This is a genomic window from Spiroplasma diminutum CUAS-1 (assembly GCF_000439455.1).
In the GTDB taxonomy this organism is placed as follows: domain Bacteria; phylum Bacillota_I; class Bacilli_A; order Mycoplasmatales; family Mycoplasmataceae; genus Spiroplasma_A; species Spiroplasma_A diminutum.
This window is the reverse complement of sequence record NC_021833.1, coordinates 44,676-66,086: the sequence shown is the minus strand read 5'-3', so window position 1 is coordinate 66,086 and position 21,411 is coordinate 44,676. Positions and strand designations below refer to the sequence as shown.

19 protein-coding genes are annotated in these 21,411 nt (G+C 27.2%); 2 read left to right on the top strand and 17 right to left on the bottom strand.

All coding sequences use genetic code 4. The features are described from left to right. The 5 genes from uvrB to secA form a co-directional block, all read right to left on the bottom strand. Positions 1–1,986: an excinuclease ABC subunit UvrB gene (gene uvrB, locus SDIMI_RS00315; RefSeq protein ID WP_020836001.1), complete on the bottom strand. Its 1,986-nt coding sequence runs from the start codon at positions 1,984–1,986 to the stop codon at positions 1–3. A gap of 146 nt (positions 1,987–2,132) precedes the next feature. Continuing rightward, positions 2,133–3,872: a hypothetical protein gene (locus SDIMI_RS00310; RefSeq protein WP_148285803.1), complete on the bottom strand. Its 1,740-nt coding sequence runs from the start codon at positions 3,870–3,872 to the stop codon at positions 2,133–2,135. A gap of 118 nt (positions 3,873–3,990) precedes the next feature. After that, positions 3,991–4,719 carry an ABC transporter ATP-binding protein gene (locus SDIMI_RS00305; protein ID WP_020835999.1) on the bottom strand — a complete coding sequence of 243 codons (729 nt, stop codon included), beginning with the start codon at positions 4,717–4,719 and terminating at the stop codon, positions 3,991–3,993. Further along, the gene (locus SDIMI_RS00300; RefSeq protein ID WP_020835998.1) at positions 4,712–4,897 is read right to left on the bottom strand and encodes a hypothetical protein; all 186 of its coding nucleotides are present in this window, start codon (positions 4,895–4,897) and stop codon (positions 4,712–4,714) included. The genes SDIMI_RS00305 and SDIMI_RS00300 overlap by 8 nt, the downstream gene beginning before the upstream one ends. A 140-nt stretch (positions 4,898–5,037) precedes the next feature. Next, positions 5,038–7,941, bottom strand: a complete 2,904-nt coding sequence (gene secA / locus SDIMI_RS00295) for a preprotein translocase subunit SecA (RefSeq protein WP_020835997.1) — start codon at positions 7,939–7,941, stop codon at positions 5,038–5,040. 161 nt (positions 7,942–8,102) lie between these two features. Between secA and SDIMI_RS00290 the strand changes: the two genes are divergently transcribed. Together SDIMI_RS00290 and SDIMI_RS00285 are read left to right on the top strand one after the other, a co-directional pair. Then, positions 8,103–8,699: a YigZ family protein gene (locus SDIMI_RS00290; RefSeq protein ID WP_020835996.1), complete on the top strand. Its 597-nt coding sequence runs from the start codon at positions 8,103–8,105 to the stop codon at positions 8,697–8,699. A 13-nt stretch (positions 8,700–8,712) separates the two neighbouring features. Further along, entirely contained in the window at positions 8,713–9,642 is a 930-nt protein-coding gene (locus tag SDIMI_RS00285; protein WP_020835995.1) for a 5'-3' exonuclease, read from the top strand. Positions 9,643–9,652: 10 nt separating this feature from the next. On the opposite strand, the gene SDIMI_RS00280 is transcribed toward SDIMI_RS00285, so the two are convergent. From SDIMI_RS00280 to rpoC, 12 genes are all read right to left on the bottom strand, one after another. After that, positions 9,653–9,940 (bottom strand): F0F1 ATP synthase subunit epsilon, encoded by a 288-nt coding sequence (locus SDIMI_RS00280; RefSeq protein WP_020835994.1) that lies wholly within the window; start codon positions 9,938–9,940, stop codon positions 9,653–9,655. Then, positions 9,940–11,337, bottom strand: coding sequence for a F0F1 ATP synthase subunit beta (atpD, locus tag SDIMI_RS00275; protein WP_020835993.1), 1,398 nt, complete (start codon positions 11,335–11,337; stop codon positions 9,940–9,942). The genes SDIMI_RS00280 and atpD overlap by 1 nt, the downstream gene beginning before the upstream one ends. A gap of 14 nt (positions 11,338–11,351) precedes the next feature. Next, positions 11,352–12,203 (bottom strand): ATP synthase F1 subunit gamma, encoded by an 852-nt coding sequence (gene atpG / locus SDIMI_RS00270; protein WP_020835992.1) that lies wholly within the window; start codon positions 12,201–12,203, stop codon positions 11,352–11,354. A gap of 1 nt (position 12,204) precedes the next feature. Beyond that, positions 12,205–13,779 carry a F0F1 ATP synthase subunit alpha gene (gene atpA / locus SDIMI_RS00265; RefSeq protein ID WP_020835991.1) on the bottom strand — a complete coding sequence of 525 codons (1,575 nt, stop codon included), beginning with the start codon at positions 13,777–13,779 and terminating at the stop codon, positions 12,205–12,207. Positions 13,780–13,789: 10 nt separating this feature from the next. Next, a complete protein-coding gene (locus SDIMI_RS00260; RefSeq protein ID WP_020835990.1) occupies positions 13,790–14,335 on the bottom strand; it encodes a F0F1 ATP synthase subunit delta in 546 nt (181 codons plus the stop codon). A gap of 4 nt (positions 14,336–14,339) precedes the next feature. Next, positions 14,340–14,858, bottom strand: coding sequence for a F0F1 ATP synthase subunit B (gene atpF / locus SDIMI_RS00255; protein ID WP_020835989.1), 519 nt, complete (start codon positions 14,856–14,858; stop codon positions 14,340–14,342). Between the two features lie 16 nt (positions 14,859–14,874). Next, a complete protein-coding gene (locus SDIMI_RS00250; RefSeq protein ID WP_418064535.1) occupies positions 14,875–15,123 on the bottom strand; it encodes an ATP synthase subunit c family protein in 249 nt (82 codons plus the stop codon). A gap of 105 nt (positions 15,124–15,228) precedes the next feature. Beyond that, positions 15,229–16,002 carry a F0F1 ATP synthase subunit A gene (locus SDIMI_RS00245; RefSeq protein WP_020835987.1) on the bottom strand — a complete coding sequence of 258 codons (774 nt, stop codon included), beginning with the start codon at positions 16,000–16,002 and terminating at the stop codon, positions 15,229–15,231. A gap of 43 nt (positions 16,003–16,045) precedes the next feature. Further along, entirely contained in the window at positions 16,046–16,426 is a 381-nt protein-coding gene (locus SDIMI_RS04745) for an MG406 family protein (protein WP_020835986.1), read from the bottom strand. Between the two features lie 79 nt (positions 16,427–16,505). Further along, positions 16,506–17,129, bottom strand: coding sequence for a uracil phosphoribosyltransferase (gene upp / locus SDIMI_RS00235; protein ID WP_020835985.1), 624 nt, complete (start codon positions 17,127–17,129; stop codon positions 16,506–16,508). 14 nt (positions 17,130–17,143) lie between these two features. Beyond that, positions 17,144–17,569: a ribose 5-phosphate isomerase B gene (gene rpiB / locus SDIMI_RS00230; RefSeq protein ID WP_020835984.1), complete on the bottom strand. Its 426-nt coding sequence runs from the start codon at positions 17,567–17,569 to the stop codon at positions 17,144–17,146. A gap of 92 nt (positions 17,570–17,661) precedes the next feature. Beyond that, a complete protein-coding gene (gene rpoC / locus SDIMI_RS00225) occupies positions 17,662–21,411 on the bottom strand; it encodes a DNA-directed RNA polymerase subunit beta' (protein ID WP_020835983.1) in 3,750 nt (1,249 codons plus the stop codon).

Here is a 21,411-nt window from a genome sequence, read left to right as displayed (position 1 = left end):
CTATCCTTCTGCTTGTAATTCTAAAATAAGATCTCTAATTTCAGCTGCCTTTTCATAATTTTGTTCTTTTGCAGCAGATAACATTTGTTTTCTTAATTCTTCAATCAAGTTTTCTTTTTTCTTTTCTTTTTCTTTTTTCTTTAATTTTTTTAGTTCATCAACTTTATTTCTAATATTTGAATCAGCAATAACGTCACTAATTTTTTTAATTATTGTTTTTGGAATTATTCCATTTGCTTTATTATAGTCCTCTTGAATTTTTCTTCTTCTATCAGTTTCTTCAATAGCTTCTTTCATAGCTTGTGAAGTTGAATCTGCATAAAAAATTACTCTACCTTCTGAGTTTCTTGCAGCTCTACCAATTGTTTGAATTAAACTTCTTGTGTTTCTTAAAAATCCTTGTTTATCTGCATCCAAAATACAAACTAAACTAACTTCGGGAATATCTAAACCTTCCCTTAATAAGTTAACTCCAACAATAACATCATAAACTCCTTTTCTTAAATCTGTAAGTACTTGATTTCTTTCTAGAGTTTTCAATTCTGAATGTAAGTAAGCAACTTTTAAGTTTCTTGATTGTAAGTATGCAGTTATATCCTCAGAAATTCTAATAGTAATTGTTGTAATAAATACTTTTTGATTTTTTGCAATTACTTTATTTATCTCATCGACAATATCGTTCATTTGATTTATTGTTGAACGAATTTCAATTTGTGGGTCAACTAATCCTGTTGGTCTAATAATTTGTTCTACTACTTCATTATTTACCAATTCAAGTTCATATGGTCCTGGAGTTGCAGAAGTATAAATTACATTTTTTAATTTTCCTGCAAACTCTTCAAATTTCAAAGGTCTATTATCAATTGCACTTGGTAATCTAAAACCATGTTCAATTAAAGTTTCTTTTCTACTTCTATCAGTATTGTACATTGCATTTAATTGTGGAATCATCATGTGTGACTCATCAATTATTGTTAAGAAGTCGTCACCAAAATAATCAATTAATGTAAATGGAGGAACTCCTGGTGCTCTAAAATCTAAATGTGGAGAATAGTTTTCTATACCACTACAAATTCCAAACTCACTCATTGTTTCCATATCATATTTTGTTCTTTTCATTAGTCTATCTGCTTCAATAAATTTTTTTTGTTCTTGAAATCACAGCACTCTTTTTTCTAGTTCTTTTCCAATATTTTCAACAACTAATTTCATTTTGTCAAAGTTTGTTACATACGCTGCTGCTGGGTAAACTGTAAACATTCTTAATTTTTCAATTACAGTATTGTTTAAAATATCAATCATTTCAATTGCTTCAATTTCGTCACCAAACATAGAGATTCTAATATGATACTTATCTGTTCAACTTGGAGCAATTCTAATAACATCTCCCTTTGCACTAAAGTAACCCATCGCTAAATCGTTTTCATCTCTTGTATAACCAGTTTGAACTAAAAAAGTAAGTAATTCCTTTTTTGATAAAACTTGTCCAACTTGTAATTCAAAGAATACATCTCCATACTCTTTTGGATCTTGAGTTGCATAAATACATGCAACTGATGCAACTACTATTGTATCTTTTCTAATCATTAGTGCATTCATAGAACTTAGTCTCATCATTTCAAGGTCATTATTTCTTTTTGCATCTTTATCGATATATAAATCTCTTGAAGGTATATATGCTTCTGGTTGATAAAAGTCAAAGTTAGAAACATAATATTCAACTTTATTATTAGGAAATAATTCTTTTAACTCAATATATAATTGCATTGCCAAAGTTTTATTATGTGCTAAAACTAACGTTGGCTTATTAATTTCTTGAATAACATTTGCCATTGTAAATGTTTTTCCAGTTCCAGTTGCTCCCATTAATACCTGGTGCTTTACATTATTTTTTAGACCATTAATCAAACCTTTTATTGCATTAGGTTGATCTCCTCCAGGTTTATAGTCTGTGACTAACTGGAATTTTATATTTTTATTTTCCATAATTCTTATTCCTTTAAAAAGACACTTAAAAAATCTAGAGCTTTTCCCTAGAGATACTATGTCTTAGCAATATTTTACATAGTTAAATAAAAAAAACAAGATTAAAACCTTGTTCTACTAATTATATTTAAAATAGAAAATAATTTTTAAATGATAATTTTAAATTTAAATATATATGCTGTTATTCCTAATAAACATAAAAATATCATTATATGTGTTAAATAAACAAATGCAGCATTAAAATTTTTATAAAGTTTATTATTAAAATTTTTAAATGGAACTTCTTCAAAAATACTTTTATCTAATTTCATACAATTATATGGATATAATTTTGCCATTTCACTTTTTGAATTAATATAATCATTTATTAGATTTTGATTATTTGAATAATAAATATAAGTATAATAGTTTAAAAAGTTTGATTTTGAAGCTTTATTAATATCATCATTTAGCTCTAAATATTTTCCTAGAAATATTTCTTTTCTATTTTCGTTATCAGAACTATTTACTGATGGAAATAGTTCTGATAAATTTAATTCCATATCTATATACATTGAATTTCTTCATAAATGAAAGAATAAATAATTAATAATCATTAATTCTGGGTAATTATAATAAGTTTTTAATACTTCTTGATTCTCAGCTAAATATTTATCATCTTCAAGAGGATTTGAATTAATTTCAAAAAGATAAGGTCATAAATAACTTAAAGGATCATATTTTTTAGAATTAATTCTTTTTTCAATGTTTTTTCCTCTAAAAATACCTTTTTTGTTATAAGTTATATTTTCATTATTTAAGATATATGTTAGATTTACATATGATGAATATATATAGTCTAATAATTCACTATATTGTTCTGTAACTTTATTTTTTTTTAGAATATTTATAGTTTCCAAAAGATCAACATTTTTATATTTTAAATTAGAATTATTTTCAAATAAAAATCATCCATATTGACTCTCTTCATCATATCCTAAACCTTGATTATTTTTTGGTATTTCACTTTCAAGAAATACAGTATAAATATCATTAATAATTTTAGTAAATATATAGTCATTATTAAATAAATGATCATTGTCAATTACAAAATTTAATTGTCCAGTGTTTAAGGCTCTAGAATAAAGTGCATTTTTTAACTCCTCCTCAAAAGTTGCAGATTCAGGATTTATATTTATCTTATTTAATTTTTCATTATATTCATAATTAAATCCAGTTAATTCTTTTTGAATATTTGATGATTCAAAAAAAGTTTTTACTTTCGAAGGATCAAATAAATTTGAGTATATTTCACTTTTATTAAAAGTACTATAAAAATCTTGTCCAGTAGTTAGCTGATATTCAAACAATGTTTTATTTTTCATTTTTATATTATTTACAGTTTTATTAGTAAATAAATTAATTGCATAAGATATATTTATCGACAAACTGAAAAAAATAATTAAAGTCATATTAATAACTAATCCAGCAGTAGAGTTAAATACAGTTGAAAATAATAAAACTACGGAAAAAATAATAAAACTCGAGAAATAAAAGAATAAACCTGTATCTATAAATAATGATTTATTTATTTGAGAATAAGTATTACCTTTTGATCAATAAAATAAATAGTATAAAAATAAATTTATAGTCAATAGAACTAATAAATATGTATAAGTACAAAACATTCTTATTAAAAAACTCAAAATTGGTTTAATTCCTAATTGAACTTCAGAATTTATAAATCCATCTTTTTTTTGTTTGATAAAAATGATGTATATCAAGAAAACAACAACCATACCAATTAATATATTTGAAAATATATAATTTAATATCTTAAAAAATTGAGTGTCTTCTATGAAATTACCATTTAATACTCCTGCAGAACCTAATAAAGTAAAAAACAAATTGCAAATTATAAATAAAATTGAGGTAATTCAAATACTTGTAGATTTTAATATTTTAATTATATGAAATTGAAAAATAAATATATAATTATTATTTCTCTTAATTTTATTTTGCATACTACGAATATAACCTCATAATTTCCATTTCATTATTACTCAAATTAAAATATTTCGAATATACATCAATTATCTTTTCATTATTTGAATCAAATTTATTATCATAAACAATTCTTCCCTCTTTTATGAGAATTAATTTATTTGCAATTTTCTGTAATTCTTCAATTATATGACTAGTAATCAATATTGATATTCCTACATTTTTTAGACTATTTATTATGGACATAAATTCAATTTTATTTTCAATATCCATATTAGCTGTTGGTTCATCAAAAATAATATACTTTGGTTTTCTAATTAAAACTGAGGCTAAAATTACTTTCTTTTTTTGCCCCGCTGAAAGTTGTTTTATTTTTTTATTTAGGAATTGATCAATTCCTAATCAACTAACTAATTTACTTAAATTATTCTTAAAGTCTTTCTTAAATAAACCTGCACATATATAAAAATAATAAATATAATCTTTAACCTTAATATCTAAGGGAATATTATTACTATCTGGAAAAAAAGCAATTTGTTTTATATTAACAGAATTTATTTTTTGAGAATCAAAAAGTATACTTCCCTGATTTAATTTATATTCTTGCATTATTGATTTAATTAAAGTTGTCTTACCTGCTCCATTTGGTCCTACTAAAGCTATAATATCACCCTCGTTAAAAGAAAAGGAAATATCATAAATTCCCCCTCCATTTTTAAAATTTTTAGTTAAATTCTCAATTTTAATCATATTGTCCTTCTATAGTATTGTTAATATTTTTACTATAAGTACTTTCTAATTGTGCAGTTAATTTTGAGTAAGCTTTTACATGATTTTTTCAATATTTATTTTTTACAATTATAGTTAACGTTTTGAATTCAATAAATTTATTTTTTAAAACTTGCATTATAAATAATAAGTTTTTCATCTTATTCTATAACCTTTCATTTTTTCATTCATTTTTCATTCATTTATTTATACATTAAAATTATAACATTAATAAATTTTAAAAAAACAAGATTAAAATCTTGTTTTACTGATTATATTTAAAATAGAAAATAATTTTTATTAACCTATTTTAGTTTTTGTTTGTACTTGCTCAGTATCTTCAATATCTTCTTCAGATATTGACCCATCAGGATTAGTTTTAAAAACTTTCTTTATATTGCCTTTTTCATCAGAAATTTTAAATTCCTTTTTTTGAGATTCAAATTGTGCTGCAATCGCCATTAATATTTGTGTCTCAATTAACAAGTTTGTTTTTTCTTCTTCTTCAGAAGTTTGACCCATCAATTTTTCAAAACTTTCTCTTATCTCTTCTGGAGTAAATAATTCTTTTAAACCAAACTTATCAACAATTTTCTGAATCTGCTCTACTGATAATTCTGATGCCTTTTTTGTCTGTTCAATAAACATATTATCCAATTTTTTCATTAGACCATCTAATATTGCAAATTGGAATTCTACTTTTTGCAATTCTTCTTTATTTTCTTTTAATTCAACTTTTAGCTGTTCAAATCTATTTTCAACTACAGTTCTTGCAAAATCAGTTTTTTTAATTTTTCATTCTTTTAAAATTAAATCTATATCTTTATCTGTTATATTTAAAGTCTTAGGCTCATCATTTACAAATTGAATTTCTTCTCTTTGTTCAGTACTTTCACTTACAAATGAATTTAATAATTGAACAATTGAATCTTCTGCAATCATAATTTTCATTCTATTAAATAACTTAGCAGATTGCTCAACATATTCATGAAGTGGATTATTTTGTGCATACTGTTGTAAGTAAATTCCACTTCTTAATTTTTGATTTAAGTTAATATGTTTTTGTCAGTAATCATCTAATTTTTGAAGAATAGTTCTTCTTTCCATTTCACTAATTACTTCCACAGGAACCGAATTGGTTTTTGCAATATATAACTCCATCATTTTATCAGATACTAATTTTGCAACTTGTTGTTTTTCCATACCAATGAAATCATTTTGAGTTAATGATCCTTGTGAAATATATTTTCCACTTACTTCTTTAAGAAGTGATTCAATATTAATTGTTCTTTCACCTCTAACAAGCTCTGAGTTTCTTTCAACTATTTCATAAGCAGTAGTATATTGGAATCTTGAGATAACTCCCTTTAAAGTTTCTTGTTCTAAAATAGAATCTCTTTGAGCATAAATTGCTTCACGCTGTTGAGAAAGAATATTATCATAATCAAGAACATTTTTACGTTGATCAAAATTTAAACCTTCGAGTTTTTTTTGAGCATTTGTGATTGCTCTTGTAAACATTTTAGATTTAATATGGTCATCACCAAGTTTTAAAAACATTTGTCTTAATTTTGGAGAAGAGAAACGAACCATAAGTTCATCTTCCATAGAGATATAGAATCTTGAACTACCAGGATCTCCTTGTCTTCCAGCTCTACCTCTAAGTTGATTGTCAATACGTCTTGCTTCATTTCGTTCAATACCCATAACAAATAAACCACCATTTGATTTTGCTTCATCTGAAAGTTTAATGTCAGTACCACGACCTGCCATGTTTGTAGCTAATGTAATAGAACCAACTTGCCCAGCTTTTTCTACAATTTCAGCTTCTCTATGGTGATTCTTAGCATTAATCATTTCAAATTTCATTCCAGCTTTTTCCAAATAACGTGCAACTTGTTCTGAAGATTCAACTGAAGTTGTACCAATAAGTACAGGTCTTCCTGCTTGTTTAATTTCTTCTAAATCTCTAATCAAATGTTTCAATTTAGCATTTATTGTACCAAAAGTTAAATCTGGTTCATCTTTTCTAATAATTGGTTTATTTGTTGGACAAACAATAACTCTTGTATTATAAATTTTTAAGAATTCTTCTTCTTCAGTTTTTGCAGTACCTGTCATACCTGAAAGTTTATTATATAGTCTATAAAAGTTTTGGTATGTAATGGTTGCAAGTGTTGAAGTCTCTTCTTCAATTTCAACACCTTCTTTAGCTTGAAGTGCTTGTTGCAATCCATCACTATATGCTCTTCCTGGCATAGTTCTTCCTGTAAACTGGTCAATTAAAATAATTTCATTATCTTGAACAGTATATTCAACTTCTAATTTAAAAGTAAATAGTGCTTTTAAAGCATTCATAATTAAATGGAATAGTTCTGTATTTCTGTAATCAAATAAATTTTCAATACTAAAATATTTATGCGCTTTTTGGATTCCAAAATCAGTTAAATAAACTTGTTTTGATTCCAAATCAATTTCTATATCAGAGTGTTCATCTAAAGTCTTTGAAAATGAATCAGCTGCTTTATACATATTAATTCTATTTTGGCTTCCCCCAGAAATAATAAGTGGAGTTCTTGCCTCATCGATAAGAATTGAGTCAGCCTCATCGATAATTGCAAAATTTAATTTTCTTTGAACTTTTTGATCTAAGCGATATACCATGTTATCTCTTAAATAATCAAATCCTAATTCTGAGTTTGTTGTATATGTAATATCTTGTGCATAGGCATTTCTTTTTTGATCTTTTGTTAAATCTCTTCCATTTAATCCAACAGTTAAACCTAACATGTTATAAACTTGACCATTAATTTCACTATCTCTTCCTGATAGATATTCATTAACAGTAACAACGTGAACTCCAAGACCTGATAAAGCATTCAAGTATGCTGGGAATAATCCTGTTAAAGTTTTACCTTCCCCAGTTCTCATTTCTGCAATATCTCCCTCATGAAGTATAATTGCCCCAACTAATTGAACTCTATATGCTTTCATTTTTAATACTCTAAATGCAGCTTCCCTAACTACTGCAAATGCTTCAACCAAAATATCATTTAAAGTTTCACCGTTAGATAATCTATCTTTAAATTCTTGTGTTTTATTCAATAACTGTGAATCATCTAATAATGCATATTCTGATTCAAGTGAAATAATTCTATCAGCTGTTTTACCATGCCTGTTAATTATCGATTTATCTCTTGCCATTAAAAACTACTCCTTTTTTATTAAGTCAAAATCTTAATGATTATACAATTATTATTGCTAAATATAAAGTTATACAACAAATTAAAATTAATTAGTAGAATTAATATGAAAATATATTTATTTTTATAATTTTAATAGGTAAAATAATATATGGTAAAAGTATGATATTTCTTAAAATACTAACGGATAATAAAGTTTTTAAAGAGGAATTAACTATTAAGAAATCTAAATTTATTACCTATATTGCAAAAATTAAATGTAAATCAGAATTGGAAGAATTCATAAAAATTAGCACTGATAAAAATGCTACTCATAATTGCTATGCCTTCAGGTATGGTGATGAGAAATTAACTTATGGATATAATAATGATGGTGAACCAAATGGAACAGCAGGTGAACCTTTATTAAAGCTCATTGAAATAAATGAACTTACCAATATTATTATTTTTGTTAAAAGGTATTATGGTGGAATTAAGTTAGGAACCGGAGGATTGCAAAAGGCATATAGTTCAGTTGCAATAGATTTATTGAAGGAAGTTAACTTAAAAAAATTAGAATTTCTTAACCTTATAGAAATAGAATTTAAAATTTCAGATGTTAAAAGCATTGGTTTATTTTTAAAAAATATTTCTAAAGAAATCAAATACAACTATGTAGATGATAAGGTTTTTGCAAAATTTAAAGTAGATAACATTGAAAAATTGGAACCTATTAAAAACAAGATAAATATTATCAAAAAAGAACAAGGGTATTATTAAAAGGAGAACAAAAATGGATAAGAAAAAAGTGGTGATTATTGATGGCTATCATCTGCTTCATAAAGGATATTATGGGAGTTTAAAAAGAAAAAAAATAGCAATGAACAGAGATGGTGTTTTAATAAATGCTGTTTATGTTTTTGTAGCGAATATATTTCAATTAGTTCAATCAAATGAATATCACTCAGTTATAGTTACATTTGATGTGGGAAAGGAATGTTGAAGAAGAGACATTTATCCAGAATATAAAGCAACAAGAAAAGAAACACCAAGTGATTTGATTCCTCAAATGCAACTTGTAAGAGACTTTTTGACATCAGCAAATATTCCATGATATGAAAAAGTTAAATTTGAAGGTGACGATATTATGGGAACTATCGCAAGAATAGCAGTTAAACTTGGTTATGGAGTTGATATAGTTTCAAACGATAAGGATACCTATCAATTAGTTTGTGATGATGTCAGAATAGTTTCACAACAATCAAAAAAATGTAAGCAAGAAGTAATTACAAAAAAAGAGGTATTTGAAAAATTTGGATGTAAACCTTGTCAAATACCTGACATTAAAGCTTTACTTGGAGATCAATCAGATAACATTAAAGGTGTAAGAGGAATGCATTACAATACAGCAACTAAACTTATTACAAAATATGGTTGTGTAGAAAATATATTTAAAAATTTAAATGATTTTCCAGAAGAACAAAGAAAGAAACTTGAAAGTTGTAAAGAACAAGTTTTAATGAATAAAAAGATAGCTAAAATATTAAAGAACGTAGAAATTGGAAGAATTAATTTCAAACCAACTAGAATAAATTATATTAGATTTATGGGTTTTTTAAAACGAGAAAAAATGTGAGTATTTACAAAAATGATTGAAGATAAAGTTCAAGAACAACTAATGTATAGAGAAAAAAGAAAAGCAGAACAAGAAATCAATTCTTAATTCTGCTTTTTTATTTTTTTATTCTTTGACCTTTTTCATTAACCTCATAAAGTCTTTGAGTTAATATTTTAACTTGGTCTTTTGATACTTGAATAATTCCTCTATGCAAATGAATATATTTTATAACTCCATTAATTTCATATTTCATATCACCAATCAATAAAGTTGAAACTACTGGTGAATGATTTGCATAAACAGTTATTTGACCATCTGCAGTTCTTACATTTACGTACTCTACTTCTAAATCATCAATATATATTTCATCAGGTGTAATAATTTTTAATTTAGTTAATTGCATTAATTCTTATCTTTTGATCTTTCAATAACTTCTTCAATTGAACCTGCATACATAAATAGAACTTCAGGAATATCATCTAAATTTCCATTTAATATAGATTCAAATGATCTGATTGTATCTGCAACTGGTACATATTTACCACTTCTCCCTGTAAATTTTTCACCAACTGTAAAAGGTTGAGACATAAAGTTTCTAATTTTTCTAGCTCTATTAACAACAATTTTATCTTCTTCTGAAAGTTCTTCCATACCAAGAATTGCAATAATTGATTGTAATTCCTTATATTTTTGTAAAATTTCTTGAACTTTTAAAGCTATTTGATAATGATTTTCTCCAACAATTTCAGGATCTAACATTCTTGAACTTGAATTCAAAGGATCAATTGCAGGATAAATACCTAATGAAGCAATTGTTCTATCAAGAACAACACGTGCATCTAAATGAGCAAATGTTGTTGCTGGTGCTGGATCAGTTAAATCATCTGCTGGAACATAAACTGCTTGAACAGAAGTAATTGAACCTTTTTGAGTTGAAGTAATTCTTTCTTGAAGTGCTCCCATCTCAGTTGCTAAAGTTGGTTGATATCCAACAGCTGAAGGCATTCTTCCTAATAATGCAGAAACTTCTGAACCTGCTTGTGTAAATCTAAAAATATTATCTATAAATAAAAGTACATCTTGATTTTTTATATCTCTAAAATATTCTGCAATTGTTAAACCAGTTAGAGCTACTCTCATCCTTGCTCCTGGTGGTTCATTCATTTGACCAAAAACTAAAGATGTTTTATCTATAACTCCTGCATCAATCATTTCATAATAAAGGTCATTTCCTTCTCTGGTTCTTTCTCCAACTCCAGCAAAAACTGAAATTCCACCATGAGCTTTAGCAACGTTATTAATTAATTCCTGAACTAAAACTGTTTTCCCAACTCCAGCTCCACCAAACAAACCAATCTTACCACCTTTTGCAAATGGCATCATTAAGTCAACAACTTTAATACCTGTTTCTAATATTTCAGCAGAAGTTGCAAGCTCATCATAATTTGGAGCAAGTCTATGAATTGGCATTCTTTCACCTTCAACTTGTGGTTTATTATCTATTGGATCTCCTAAAACATTAAACATTCTTCCAAGAACTTTTTCACCAACTGGAACACTAATTGGTCTTCCAGTATTTGTTCCAATAATTCCTCTTACTAATCCTTCAGTTGGTCCCATAGCAATAGTTCTAACTAAGTCATCTCCAATATGTTGAACAACTTCTAAAACTAACTTAACTCCGTTATTGTCTAACTCAATTGTATTATAAAGTTTTGGCATATCCTCTTGTTTAAATTTCACATCAACAACAGGACCCATAACTTGAACAACTTTACCTTGTGTAATTTTTTCTGTCATGATTTCTATTACCTCTAACCTTCACTTTGAGCATTTGCTCCACCAATAATTTCACTAATTTCTTGAGTAATATTTTCTTGTCTTTTTCTATTAAACAATACACTTAAATTTTCAGAAATTTCTTTTCCGTTCTTATTCGCAGCTTCCATTGCCATTCTTCTATTAGCTTGTTCTGAAACCTGTGATTCAATTATTGTTCCAAATAATATTGTATTTAAATACATTGAAACACTTGTTGTTAAAACTGTTTCTGGATCTGGTTCTAATATAACATCTTGATGAATTTCATTATCTTCTTCTTTTTTTTCTATCGGAAACATATCTAAAACCTTTGGTTCAAAAGTTACATTATTAATAAATTTTGTGTATACAATTTTTATTTCATCAAATTCCTTTTGAACAAAATAATTTAGTAAATTTACAGACATTTTTCTTGATTGTTCATTTGAGAAATCAACATCAATATCTGTATATTGTTCTTTGATTTCAATATTGTTAGCTTTACAAAAACTTACAACTTTACTTCCAATAGCAATAACATTATCTGTTTGTTTGTTAATTAATGGCTTTAATGTTTTAAATATATTTGAATTATATCCTCCACATAGGCCAAGATTTGAACCAATGACTATTCACAAAGTTTTATTACTTACTTGATTTGGTTTTTTTAAATATATTGAATCCTCTGAGTGAGAAATAATATAATTGAAAATATCATAAACCTCATTTAAATAAGTTTGAATACTTCCCATTCTTTTTGATATTTTTTTTAATTTAGCAGTTGCAACTAATTCCATTGCTCCTGTTATTTTTCCAATATCATTTATATTATTTATTTCACTTTTTAATTCACTTAAATTTGGCATATTATTTTAGTTTTTCAAACTCTTCTTCTTTACCAAAATCAGTAATATTGTAACCAGTCAATTTTGAAATTATATCTTTTAAAACTAATATAATTTGTGAAGTTATATCAGTATATAACTTGTCACTAAATTCTTTTTCCGCTTCTAACATTTTTCTTAGTGCCTTTGCACTTTTATCATTTTCGAAGTGATTTATAATTAATTCCTTAAAATTAATCATTTCACTTATTGGTAACCATTTTATTAATCTTTCTTTAATAGCTAATAAAACTATTGCTTGATCAATTTGCGAAGTTGGTCTATATTGTCTTTGTTTTAAAAGCTCAACTATTTTTTGACCATGATTTAATGTCTCTTTTGTTGTTTCATCTAAATCACTTCCAAATTTTGCAAATGACTGCAATTCATAATATTGTGCTAATTCTAATTTTAGAGTTCCTGCTACTTGTTTAACAGCTTTTATTTGAGCAGAAGATCCTACTCTTGAAACTGATAACCCTGTGTCTACAGCAGGTCTAATTCCTGAATTAAATAATTGTTCTGATAAAAAGATTTGTCCATCAGTAATTGAAATAACATTTGTTGGAATATATGCTGATATATCTCCTGCCTGAGTTTCAATTATTGGTAATGCTGTTATACTTCCACCACCAAAATTTTCATTAACTCTTGCTGCTCTTTCAAGTAATCTTGAATGTAAATAAAATACATCTCCAGGATAAGCTTCACGACCTGGTGGTCTTCTTAACAATAAAGCTAATGTTCTATAAGCAATTGCGTGTTTTGATAAATCATCATAGACTATTAAAACATCATTTCCTTTTGACATTCATTCTTCTGCAATTGAAACTCCAGTATATGGAGCAATATATTGCATTGGAGCTGATTCACTTGCTGAAGCTGAAATAACTGTTGTGTATTCCATTGAACCTGCTTGTTTTAATTTTTCTACAACTTGTGCAACTGTAGATTCCTTTTGTCCAATTGCAACATAGATACATTTAACATTTTTACCTTGCTGATTAATAATTGCATCAATTGCAATAGCAGTTTTTCCAGTTTGTCTATCTCCAATAATTAATTCACGTTGACCTTTTCCAATTGGAATAATAGCATCAATTGCAATTATTCCAGTTTCCATTGGTTGACTAACAGATTTTCTTGACATAACTCCTGAAGCAATTTTTTCAACAGGTGAAAAATCTTTATTATTCAATGGACCATTTCCATCAATAGGAAGTCCAATACCATTTAATACTCTTCCAAGTAATGAGTCTCCAACTGGGGTTTCAACAACTTTTCCAGTTCTTATTACTTTATCACCTTGACGAATTTTTGAATCATCACCCATGATAACAGCACCAACTGCTCCCTCTTCTAAATTAAGAGCCATACCATAAATATCATTTGAGAAAATTAAAAGTTCACCCATCATTACATCATCAAGACCAAATAATAGTGCAACACCATCACCAATACTTGCAACAGTACCTTCTTGTGATTCAATAACTGTCTTACCATATTCTTTGATTTGCTTTTTTATAACTTCTGATATTTCATTTATTTTAAGTGGCATGTGTTCACCTCTATTTTCTATTTTCTAAAATACTATTTTTCATATCCTCAGCTTTTCCTTTTAATGAAAAGTCAAAGACATTATTGGCAACTTCAATTCTTACTCCAGCAATTAAAGAGCTGTCAATTTTATTTTCTAATTTTATTTCATGATTAATTTTTTTATGAATTTTTTCTTCCATGATTTTAATTAGTTTTTTATCAATTTCAATTGTAGAATAAATTATTCCTTTTGAAATATTTAAACTTTCCCAAAGTTTTTTAATAGCTGCAGTAAAAATATAATTAACTGAATAAAAACTTTCTCTTTCAATAATTAATTTCAAACAATTCAAAATTAATATATCAATCTCTGATTTGAAAATTTTATCAACAAATTCTAATCTTTTACTAATCGTAATTGATCTATTTGATAAAAAATTAATCACATCAGGATTTAAAATAAAGACTTCCTTTAACTCTTCTAAAGTTTTAGTAAATAATTCAACTTTCTTTTCTTCAATTGCAATTTCACTAATTGCTGTGGCTCAGTTATTAATTAAAGTTTGTTTTAACATTTAATTAGTCCAAAGTCTTTATAAAGTCTTGAATCATTTTTTCATTTTTATCTTTAGAAATATTTTCATTCAATAATTTTTCAACTGCAATAAATGCAAGATCAATTGCTTCTTGTCTTATTTGTTCGTGCATTTCATTTCTTTCAAAATCAATTATTTTTTGTGCATGTGTTTGAATATTTGTAGCTTCAACTCTTGCATTTTCAATAATTTCAAATTTCAAATTATCTGCAGATAATTTTGCTGAATTAATAATTTGTTTTGATTCTTCTTTTGCAGAATCTAACATTTTAAAAGCTTCTTTATTATTTTTATTAGCTTTCGCTTGTTTTGAAACAGCGTCATCTAAAAGTTCATTAATTTTTTTTCTACGTTCTTTAATTGTTTCTCTAAATGGTTTATAAACTAATTTTGTAAGCAACACAAGAATAACTATTGTTGACAAAATGTGAGCAATAAAATTAGCTAAGTTAGGAAATAAATTCTCAATAATATTGGGAATTCCAGCAACTAATAAAAGCATAAATTTCACACCCTTCTTATGCTACAAAGATTAATAATATTGCAATAACTAAAGCATAGATAGCACCAGATTCACAAAATCCTGCTGTAACTATTAATGTTGAAGTAATTTTTGGAGCTGTCTCTGGATTTCTTCCAATAGCAACACATGCTCCATAACCAACTATACCTTGACCAATTGAAGCTCCAATCATTCCAGTTCCAGTAAGTCCTGCTCCTAACATTTTCAATCCAGTTCCAATATCATCACCTTCTGCTAAAAACATCATTAATGTTGAGTAAAGAGGCATTACTGAAATTAAATTACCTCCAAAATTTGTATAAATTGTTGTAAGTGTTTGCGCAAACATATTTTTTTTCTCCTTTATAAATTATCTTTGTGGTTTCTCTTGTCCTTCATCTTTTCCTTCACCAGATTTTGCACCAGATCAGTAAGATAACGTTAACATTGAGAAAACTATTGCTTGAATTGTTCCATCGAACAAGTCAAAGTATAAATGTAATCATGGAAGTGAAATTACTGAAAAAATATTAAATCCTGCTCATCAATAATTAATTTTATTTTCTCAGTCCATTCCAGGACCATCAGGTCAAAAAATATTTCCTTGAAGTTGTATTAGACTACCATATAATAGTCCTAATAAAATACTTCCACCAAGCATATTTCCAAATAACCTAAATGATAAAGATATTAATGGAACAAACTGTCCAATTAATTCAATAGGATTATAATATCTTTTAAAGAAAGCTAGTTTTTGATATTTTAATCCATAATAGTATATACCTATAAAAGTCACAAGACCCATTGATAATGTAACTGTATAAGAAGTTGTCAAAGGCTCTATTCCTAAAATTGCAACAACTGAAGAAACAATAATATACATAAATAAATACATTATGTATGGAGTTAACTTCCTATGTTGTTTACCCATAATTGTAACAACCATGTTTTCAACTTTAGTAATAAACATTTCTGTTAATACTAAAAAACCTGTTAATTTTTTATCCTCTTTATAATTTCTTATTTTTACATTATAAACTATACAAAATGTACAAATTATAATACAAGTAATAAGAATTGATAAAAGTTGTGGGGTTAAAGTAAACAAAACATCGCCTAGACCTGCACCCTCAGTAAGGAACATATAGACCCCCTTTTTTTTTTTTTTTTGGTTACCATATAAAATTTTACTTACTTTGTTTATGTATAAAAACCAAAGGAATTCAGTTTATTACAAATCCAATTAATAATCCATAGACATTGAATATATCAGGTAAATAAAAACTTATAAGGAATGGAACAATATAGAATCCTGCTCTTAAAATTGAAAAAAATACATAATTGTAGGGATTTAAGCTATTTGTTAAATCCCTTATTGCAAATTTCATGAATATAAATGAAAAATACAAAAAACAAGATGCTAAAAGATATCCTGTGATAAATGTGTAATTTACTATTTTAATGAAAGCTAGAATTGATAATATAATCAGAATCATAAAAATAAGGATTAAATACATAATTACTTTTTTATTTTTAAACAAAATTATAATCTCCTTATTAAGTTCCATCTAGTTAATAATACTCTTATTAATTTCTAAAATCTATGAAAATTATATTCATAAATAAAAAAATAGATACTTAAAGTATCTATTTTGTTCCAAAAATTCTATCTCCAGCATCACCTAAACCAGGTTCAATATAACCGTGGTCATTTAAAACTGGATCTAGACTTGCTGTATAAATATCAACATCTGGATGATCTGCAATAATTCTATCTACACCTTCTTGAACAGCAACCAAACAAACAAATTTAATTTGTTTTGCACCTCAACTTTTTGCAATTTCAATTGCTTTTGAAGCACTTCCCCCAGTTGCTAACATTGGATCAACTACTATTACATAACTTGATTCAATATCTTTTGTAGTCTTTGCATAATATTGTACTGGTTCTAATGTTTCTTCATCTCTGTAAAGACCAATATGAGCAATTCTTGAAGTAGGTACTAATCTTTGAATTCCCTCTGTCATTCCTAAACCTGCTCTTATTATTGGAACTAGTACAACAGGAATATCCACAGTATATCCTGTTGTTTTCAATACTGGTGTTTTAATATCAATTTCTTGTAATGGTACATCTCTAAAAATCTCATACACCATTAATTGACCAATTTCATTTAAATTTTCTCTAAAATCTTTTGAAGATGTCTCTTCTTTTCTCATTCTAGTTAATTTATCTAAAATAAGAGGATGTCTAATTATTGTAAAAGCCATTTTTTTAATCTCCCTTATTGATTATTAAGTTTTTCTACTCTATTTTTATGTCTCTCTTCAAATTGAGTGTTTAAAAAGATATCTACAAGTCTAATTGCTTTTTCATTTGCAATAAATCTTGCCCCAAGCGCTAAAATATTTGCATTATTATGTTGTCTTGCAAGAATTGCTCCTTGGTCTTCATAACATAATGCAGCACGTGCTCCTTTAACCTTATTTGCAGCAATTGAAATTCCAATTCCACTACCGCAAATAACTATACCGAAAGTTTTTTCTGCTACTACTTTTTTTGCAACTTCTTGACCAAAATCTGGATAATCAACTGAATCATGTCCATCTGTTCCAATATTGATTACATCATGTCCATTTTCTTTTAAATATTCAACTATTTTATTTTTCATTTCAACAGCTGCATGATCATTTCCTATAAATATTTTCAAACTTAGAAACCTCCTAAAAAAGAATATACACTATTTTGAAACTAAAAAGTTTAAAAATAGCAATAAATAAAAAAAGGTTTCTCAACCTTTTTTTAATATTCTGAATCGTAAGTTTCTTTACCTTTTTGAATTATATCTGCACTACCAGTTAATCCAGTTCCAGCTGGGATTAAGTTTCCTAACATAATGTTTTCTTTTAATCCTTCTAATTTATCAACTTTTCCTTTAATAACTGCTTTTACAAGTACTCTTGCTGTATCTTGGAATGATGCACTTGATAATCATGAATCTGATTCCAATGGAGCTTTTTTAATACCAAAGATAACATGTTTTGCAAGAGGTGGTTTTTTACCAGCCATAATTGCATTTTTAACTTCGCTTCTGAATGTTCTTGATGAAATAACTTCACCTGGAAGTAATTCAGTTTCTCCTGAGTCAATAATTTTAACTTTGTTTAACATTTGTTTAACAATAATTTCGATATATTTATCAGAAATTTCAATACCTTGTAGACGATAAACTTTTTGCACTTCTTTTAAAATGTAGTTTTGAACGTCTTCAATTCTTGCAACTTCTAATAATTCTTTAATATTTATTGCACCTTCTGTTAATTTTTGACCACGAGTTACAACTTCACCTTCTGTTACTCTTAAAATAGCTCCATATTGTGATTTGTATTTTCTTTCATCTTGATCAGATGTAACAACAATTGTTATAATTCCATCTTCTTCTCTTGCTTCTTTAACAATTCCATCAATTTGTGAAATTATTGCAATTGAACCTTTTGGATTTGTAACGTCAAGTAATTCTTTAATACGAGGAAGACCTTGAGTAATATCTGCTCCCCCTGCAACCCCTCCAGTATGGAAAGTACGCATAGTTAGCTGAGTACCAGGTTCACCAATTGACTGAGCAGCAATTACCCCTACAGGTTCACCAAGTGTAACGATTTCTCCTGTTGCTAAGTTTACTCCATAACATTTTCTACATACACCACGGTTTGTATCACATGTTAATACAGTTCTTATTTGAACTTCTTCAACTCCAGCTTTGATAATTTCATCAGCTAATTTTAAAGTTATTAAAGTATTTGCTTCAACAATAGTATTTCCTTTATCATCAATTACATCGTTAAATGTAAATCTTCCAACAAGTCTGTCTTTTAAAGGAACGATAATGTTGTCATGTTTTGTTTCAATAATTGAATGAACATCGAAACCTTTTGTTGTTTTACAATCCTCTTCAGTTACAATTATTTCTTGTGAAATATCAACAAGTCTTCTTGTCAAGTAACCTGAGTCAGCTGTTTTTAAGGCAACGTCGGCCATACCTTTTCTTGCTCCGTGAGTAGAAATAAAGTATTCTGACACTGTTAAACCTTCACGGAATGAAGATTTAATTGGAATTTCTTTAATGTCCCCTTTAGGGTCATTCATAAGTCCCCTCATACCTACCAACTGTGTAAAGTTAGATACATTACCACGGGCTCCAGAATCAGCCATAACAAATACTGGATTTTTTGGATCTTTTTTAAGAACATCTTCAAGTCTATTTTGAATTTTATCTTTAACTTGTGATCAAACGTTAATTACACGACGTTTTTTCTCTGTTCTTGTTAACATACCCATATTGAAGTATTCAGTAATTTGTGCTACTTTTTCATCAGCAACTTTGAATTCATCAAATTTTTCTGTATATGCAACAACGTCAGCTGCACTGATTGTTGTTCCTGATTTTGATGAAAACTTAAATCCTAAGTCTTTCATGTTATCTAACATTTGAGCAGTTTTTTGGGCACCAAATAATTTAAAGTATCTTTCAATAATTGATGATAATTCTTTTTTCTTAATTGGTTGTTGAATTTCATATTCATTTTCAATGTAATTTCTGATATCAATATTTCCATCAATAATGAATTTTTCAATTTCTGATTCTGCATTATTAATATTTGAATTAACAATTCATGGGAATTCTTCAACAAACATTTGGTTAAAGAATATTTTACCAACTGTTGTTATTAAGAATTTATCTTTGTGTTTCTCAGATATTTTTTTATCTTTTAATTCACTTACAGGAATTACTACAATTGCATTTAAAGAAACTGAATTTGTTTCATAGGCAATTTTAACTTCTTTATAGTTTGAAAATAAAGTACCTTCTCCAAGAACACCTTTTTCTTCAGTAGTAATATAGTAGTTACCTAAAATCATATCCTGAGTTGGAGTAACAATTGGTTTACCATCTTTTGGTCCAAGAATTGCTTTTGAACCTAACATAAGTGCTCTAGCTTCAGCAACTGCTTCATCACTTATTGGTAAGTGGACAGCCATTTGGTCACCATCAAAGTCAGCGTTGAAAGCTGTTGTTACTAATGGGTGAAGTCTAATTGCTTTACCTTTAACAAGTTTTGGTTCAAATGCTTGAATTCCTAAACGGTGAAGTGTAGGAGCACGGTTTAGTAAAACCGGTCTATCCTTAATTACTTCTTCTAATATATCTCAAACTTTTGCATCGTTAGTTAAGATCATTTTTTCTGCAACTTTTACGTTTTCAGCAAGATCTTTTTCTTGTAATCTTCTAATAATAAATGGTTTAAATAATGTAATTGCCATATCTCTTGGGATACCTGCTTGGTACATTTTTAAATCTGGTCCAATTGCAATAACTGAACGCCCTGAATAGTCAACACGTTTTCCTAAAAGGTTTTGACGGAATCTTCCTTGTTTTCCTTTTAAAATTGATGTTAATGATTTTAAAGGACGTTTATCTTTACCAGTTACTGGTCTTGGTTTACGCTCATTATCTAATAAAGCATCAACAGCTTCTTGAAGCATACGTTTCTCATTGTTAACAATAATACTTGGTGCTCCCATTGATTTAACTTTTTTTAGACGTTCATTTCTAATAATAATTCTTCTGTACAAGTCATTAATTTCAGAAGTAGTAAATCTACCACCATCCAATTGAATAATTGGTCTAATATCTGGTGGAATAACTGGAATTACATGTAATACCATTCATTCTGGTCTTGATTCAGATTTTTTTAGTGAATCTAAAACTTCTAAACGTTTCATTAATTTGTTTTGTTCTGAAGAACCTTTTTTCTCTCTTAAGTCTTCTCTAATTTTTTCAATTTCTTTATCTAAATCAATGCTTTTTAATAAATCTTCAATAGCACTTGCTCCGATTCCAAATTTTGCATTAATATATCTTGAAATAAATATTGCAGCTTCATCCATTGAGAAAGCTAAATTTGTAGTTCTTAATTGATTAATTAAATTTTCTGCTCTTTTTCAAGCAAAAGTATCTGGTTCAATACCAGCTTTAATGTCTTCAAGAGTTTTTAATAATTTTTCTCTTGTTTTTACACTTGCTTTAGCATTTCCTAAATCTAAAACCATACCTTTTTTAAGGTGTTTTGAACTTCCTGGATCTAAAACAATATGACTTACAAAGTAAACAACTTCTTCAACTTCTTTAGTTTTTAAATCTAAAATTGAAGCAATTCTTGAAGGAGCAACTTTTAACATTCAAATATGAGTAACTGGTTCTTCTAACTCAATGTGACCCATTCTTTCACGTCTAACAATTGATTCAGTAATTTCTACTCCACAACGTTCACAAATTTTTCCTTTATTTTTTACTTTTTTGTATTTACCACAAGTACATTCATAATTTCTAGTTGGTCCAAAGATTCTTTCATCAAATAAACCTTCTTTTTCAGTTTTTAATGTCTTATAGTTAATTGTTTCTGGTTTTGTAACTTCACCACGTGATCAACTTCTAATCACATCTGGAGAAGCTAATTCAATTTTAATCATTCTTTTATTTGAAATTGCCAT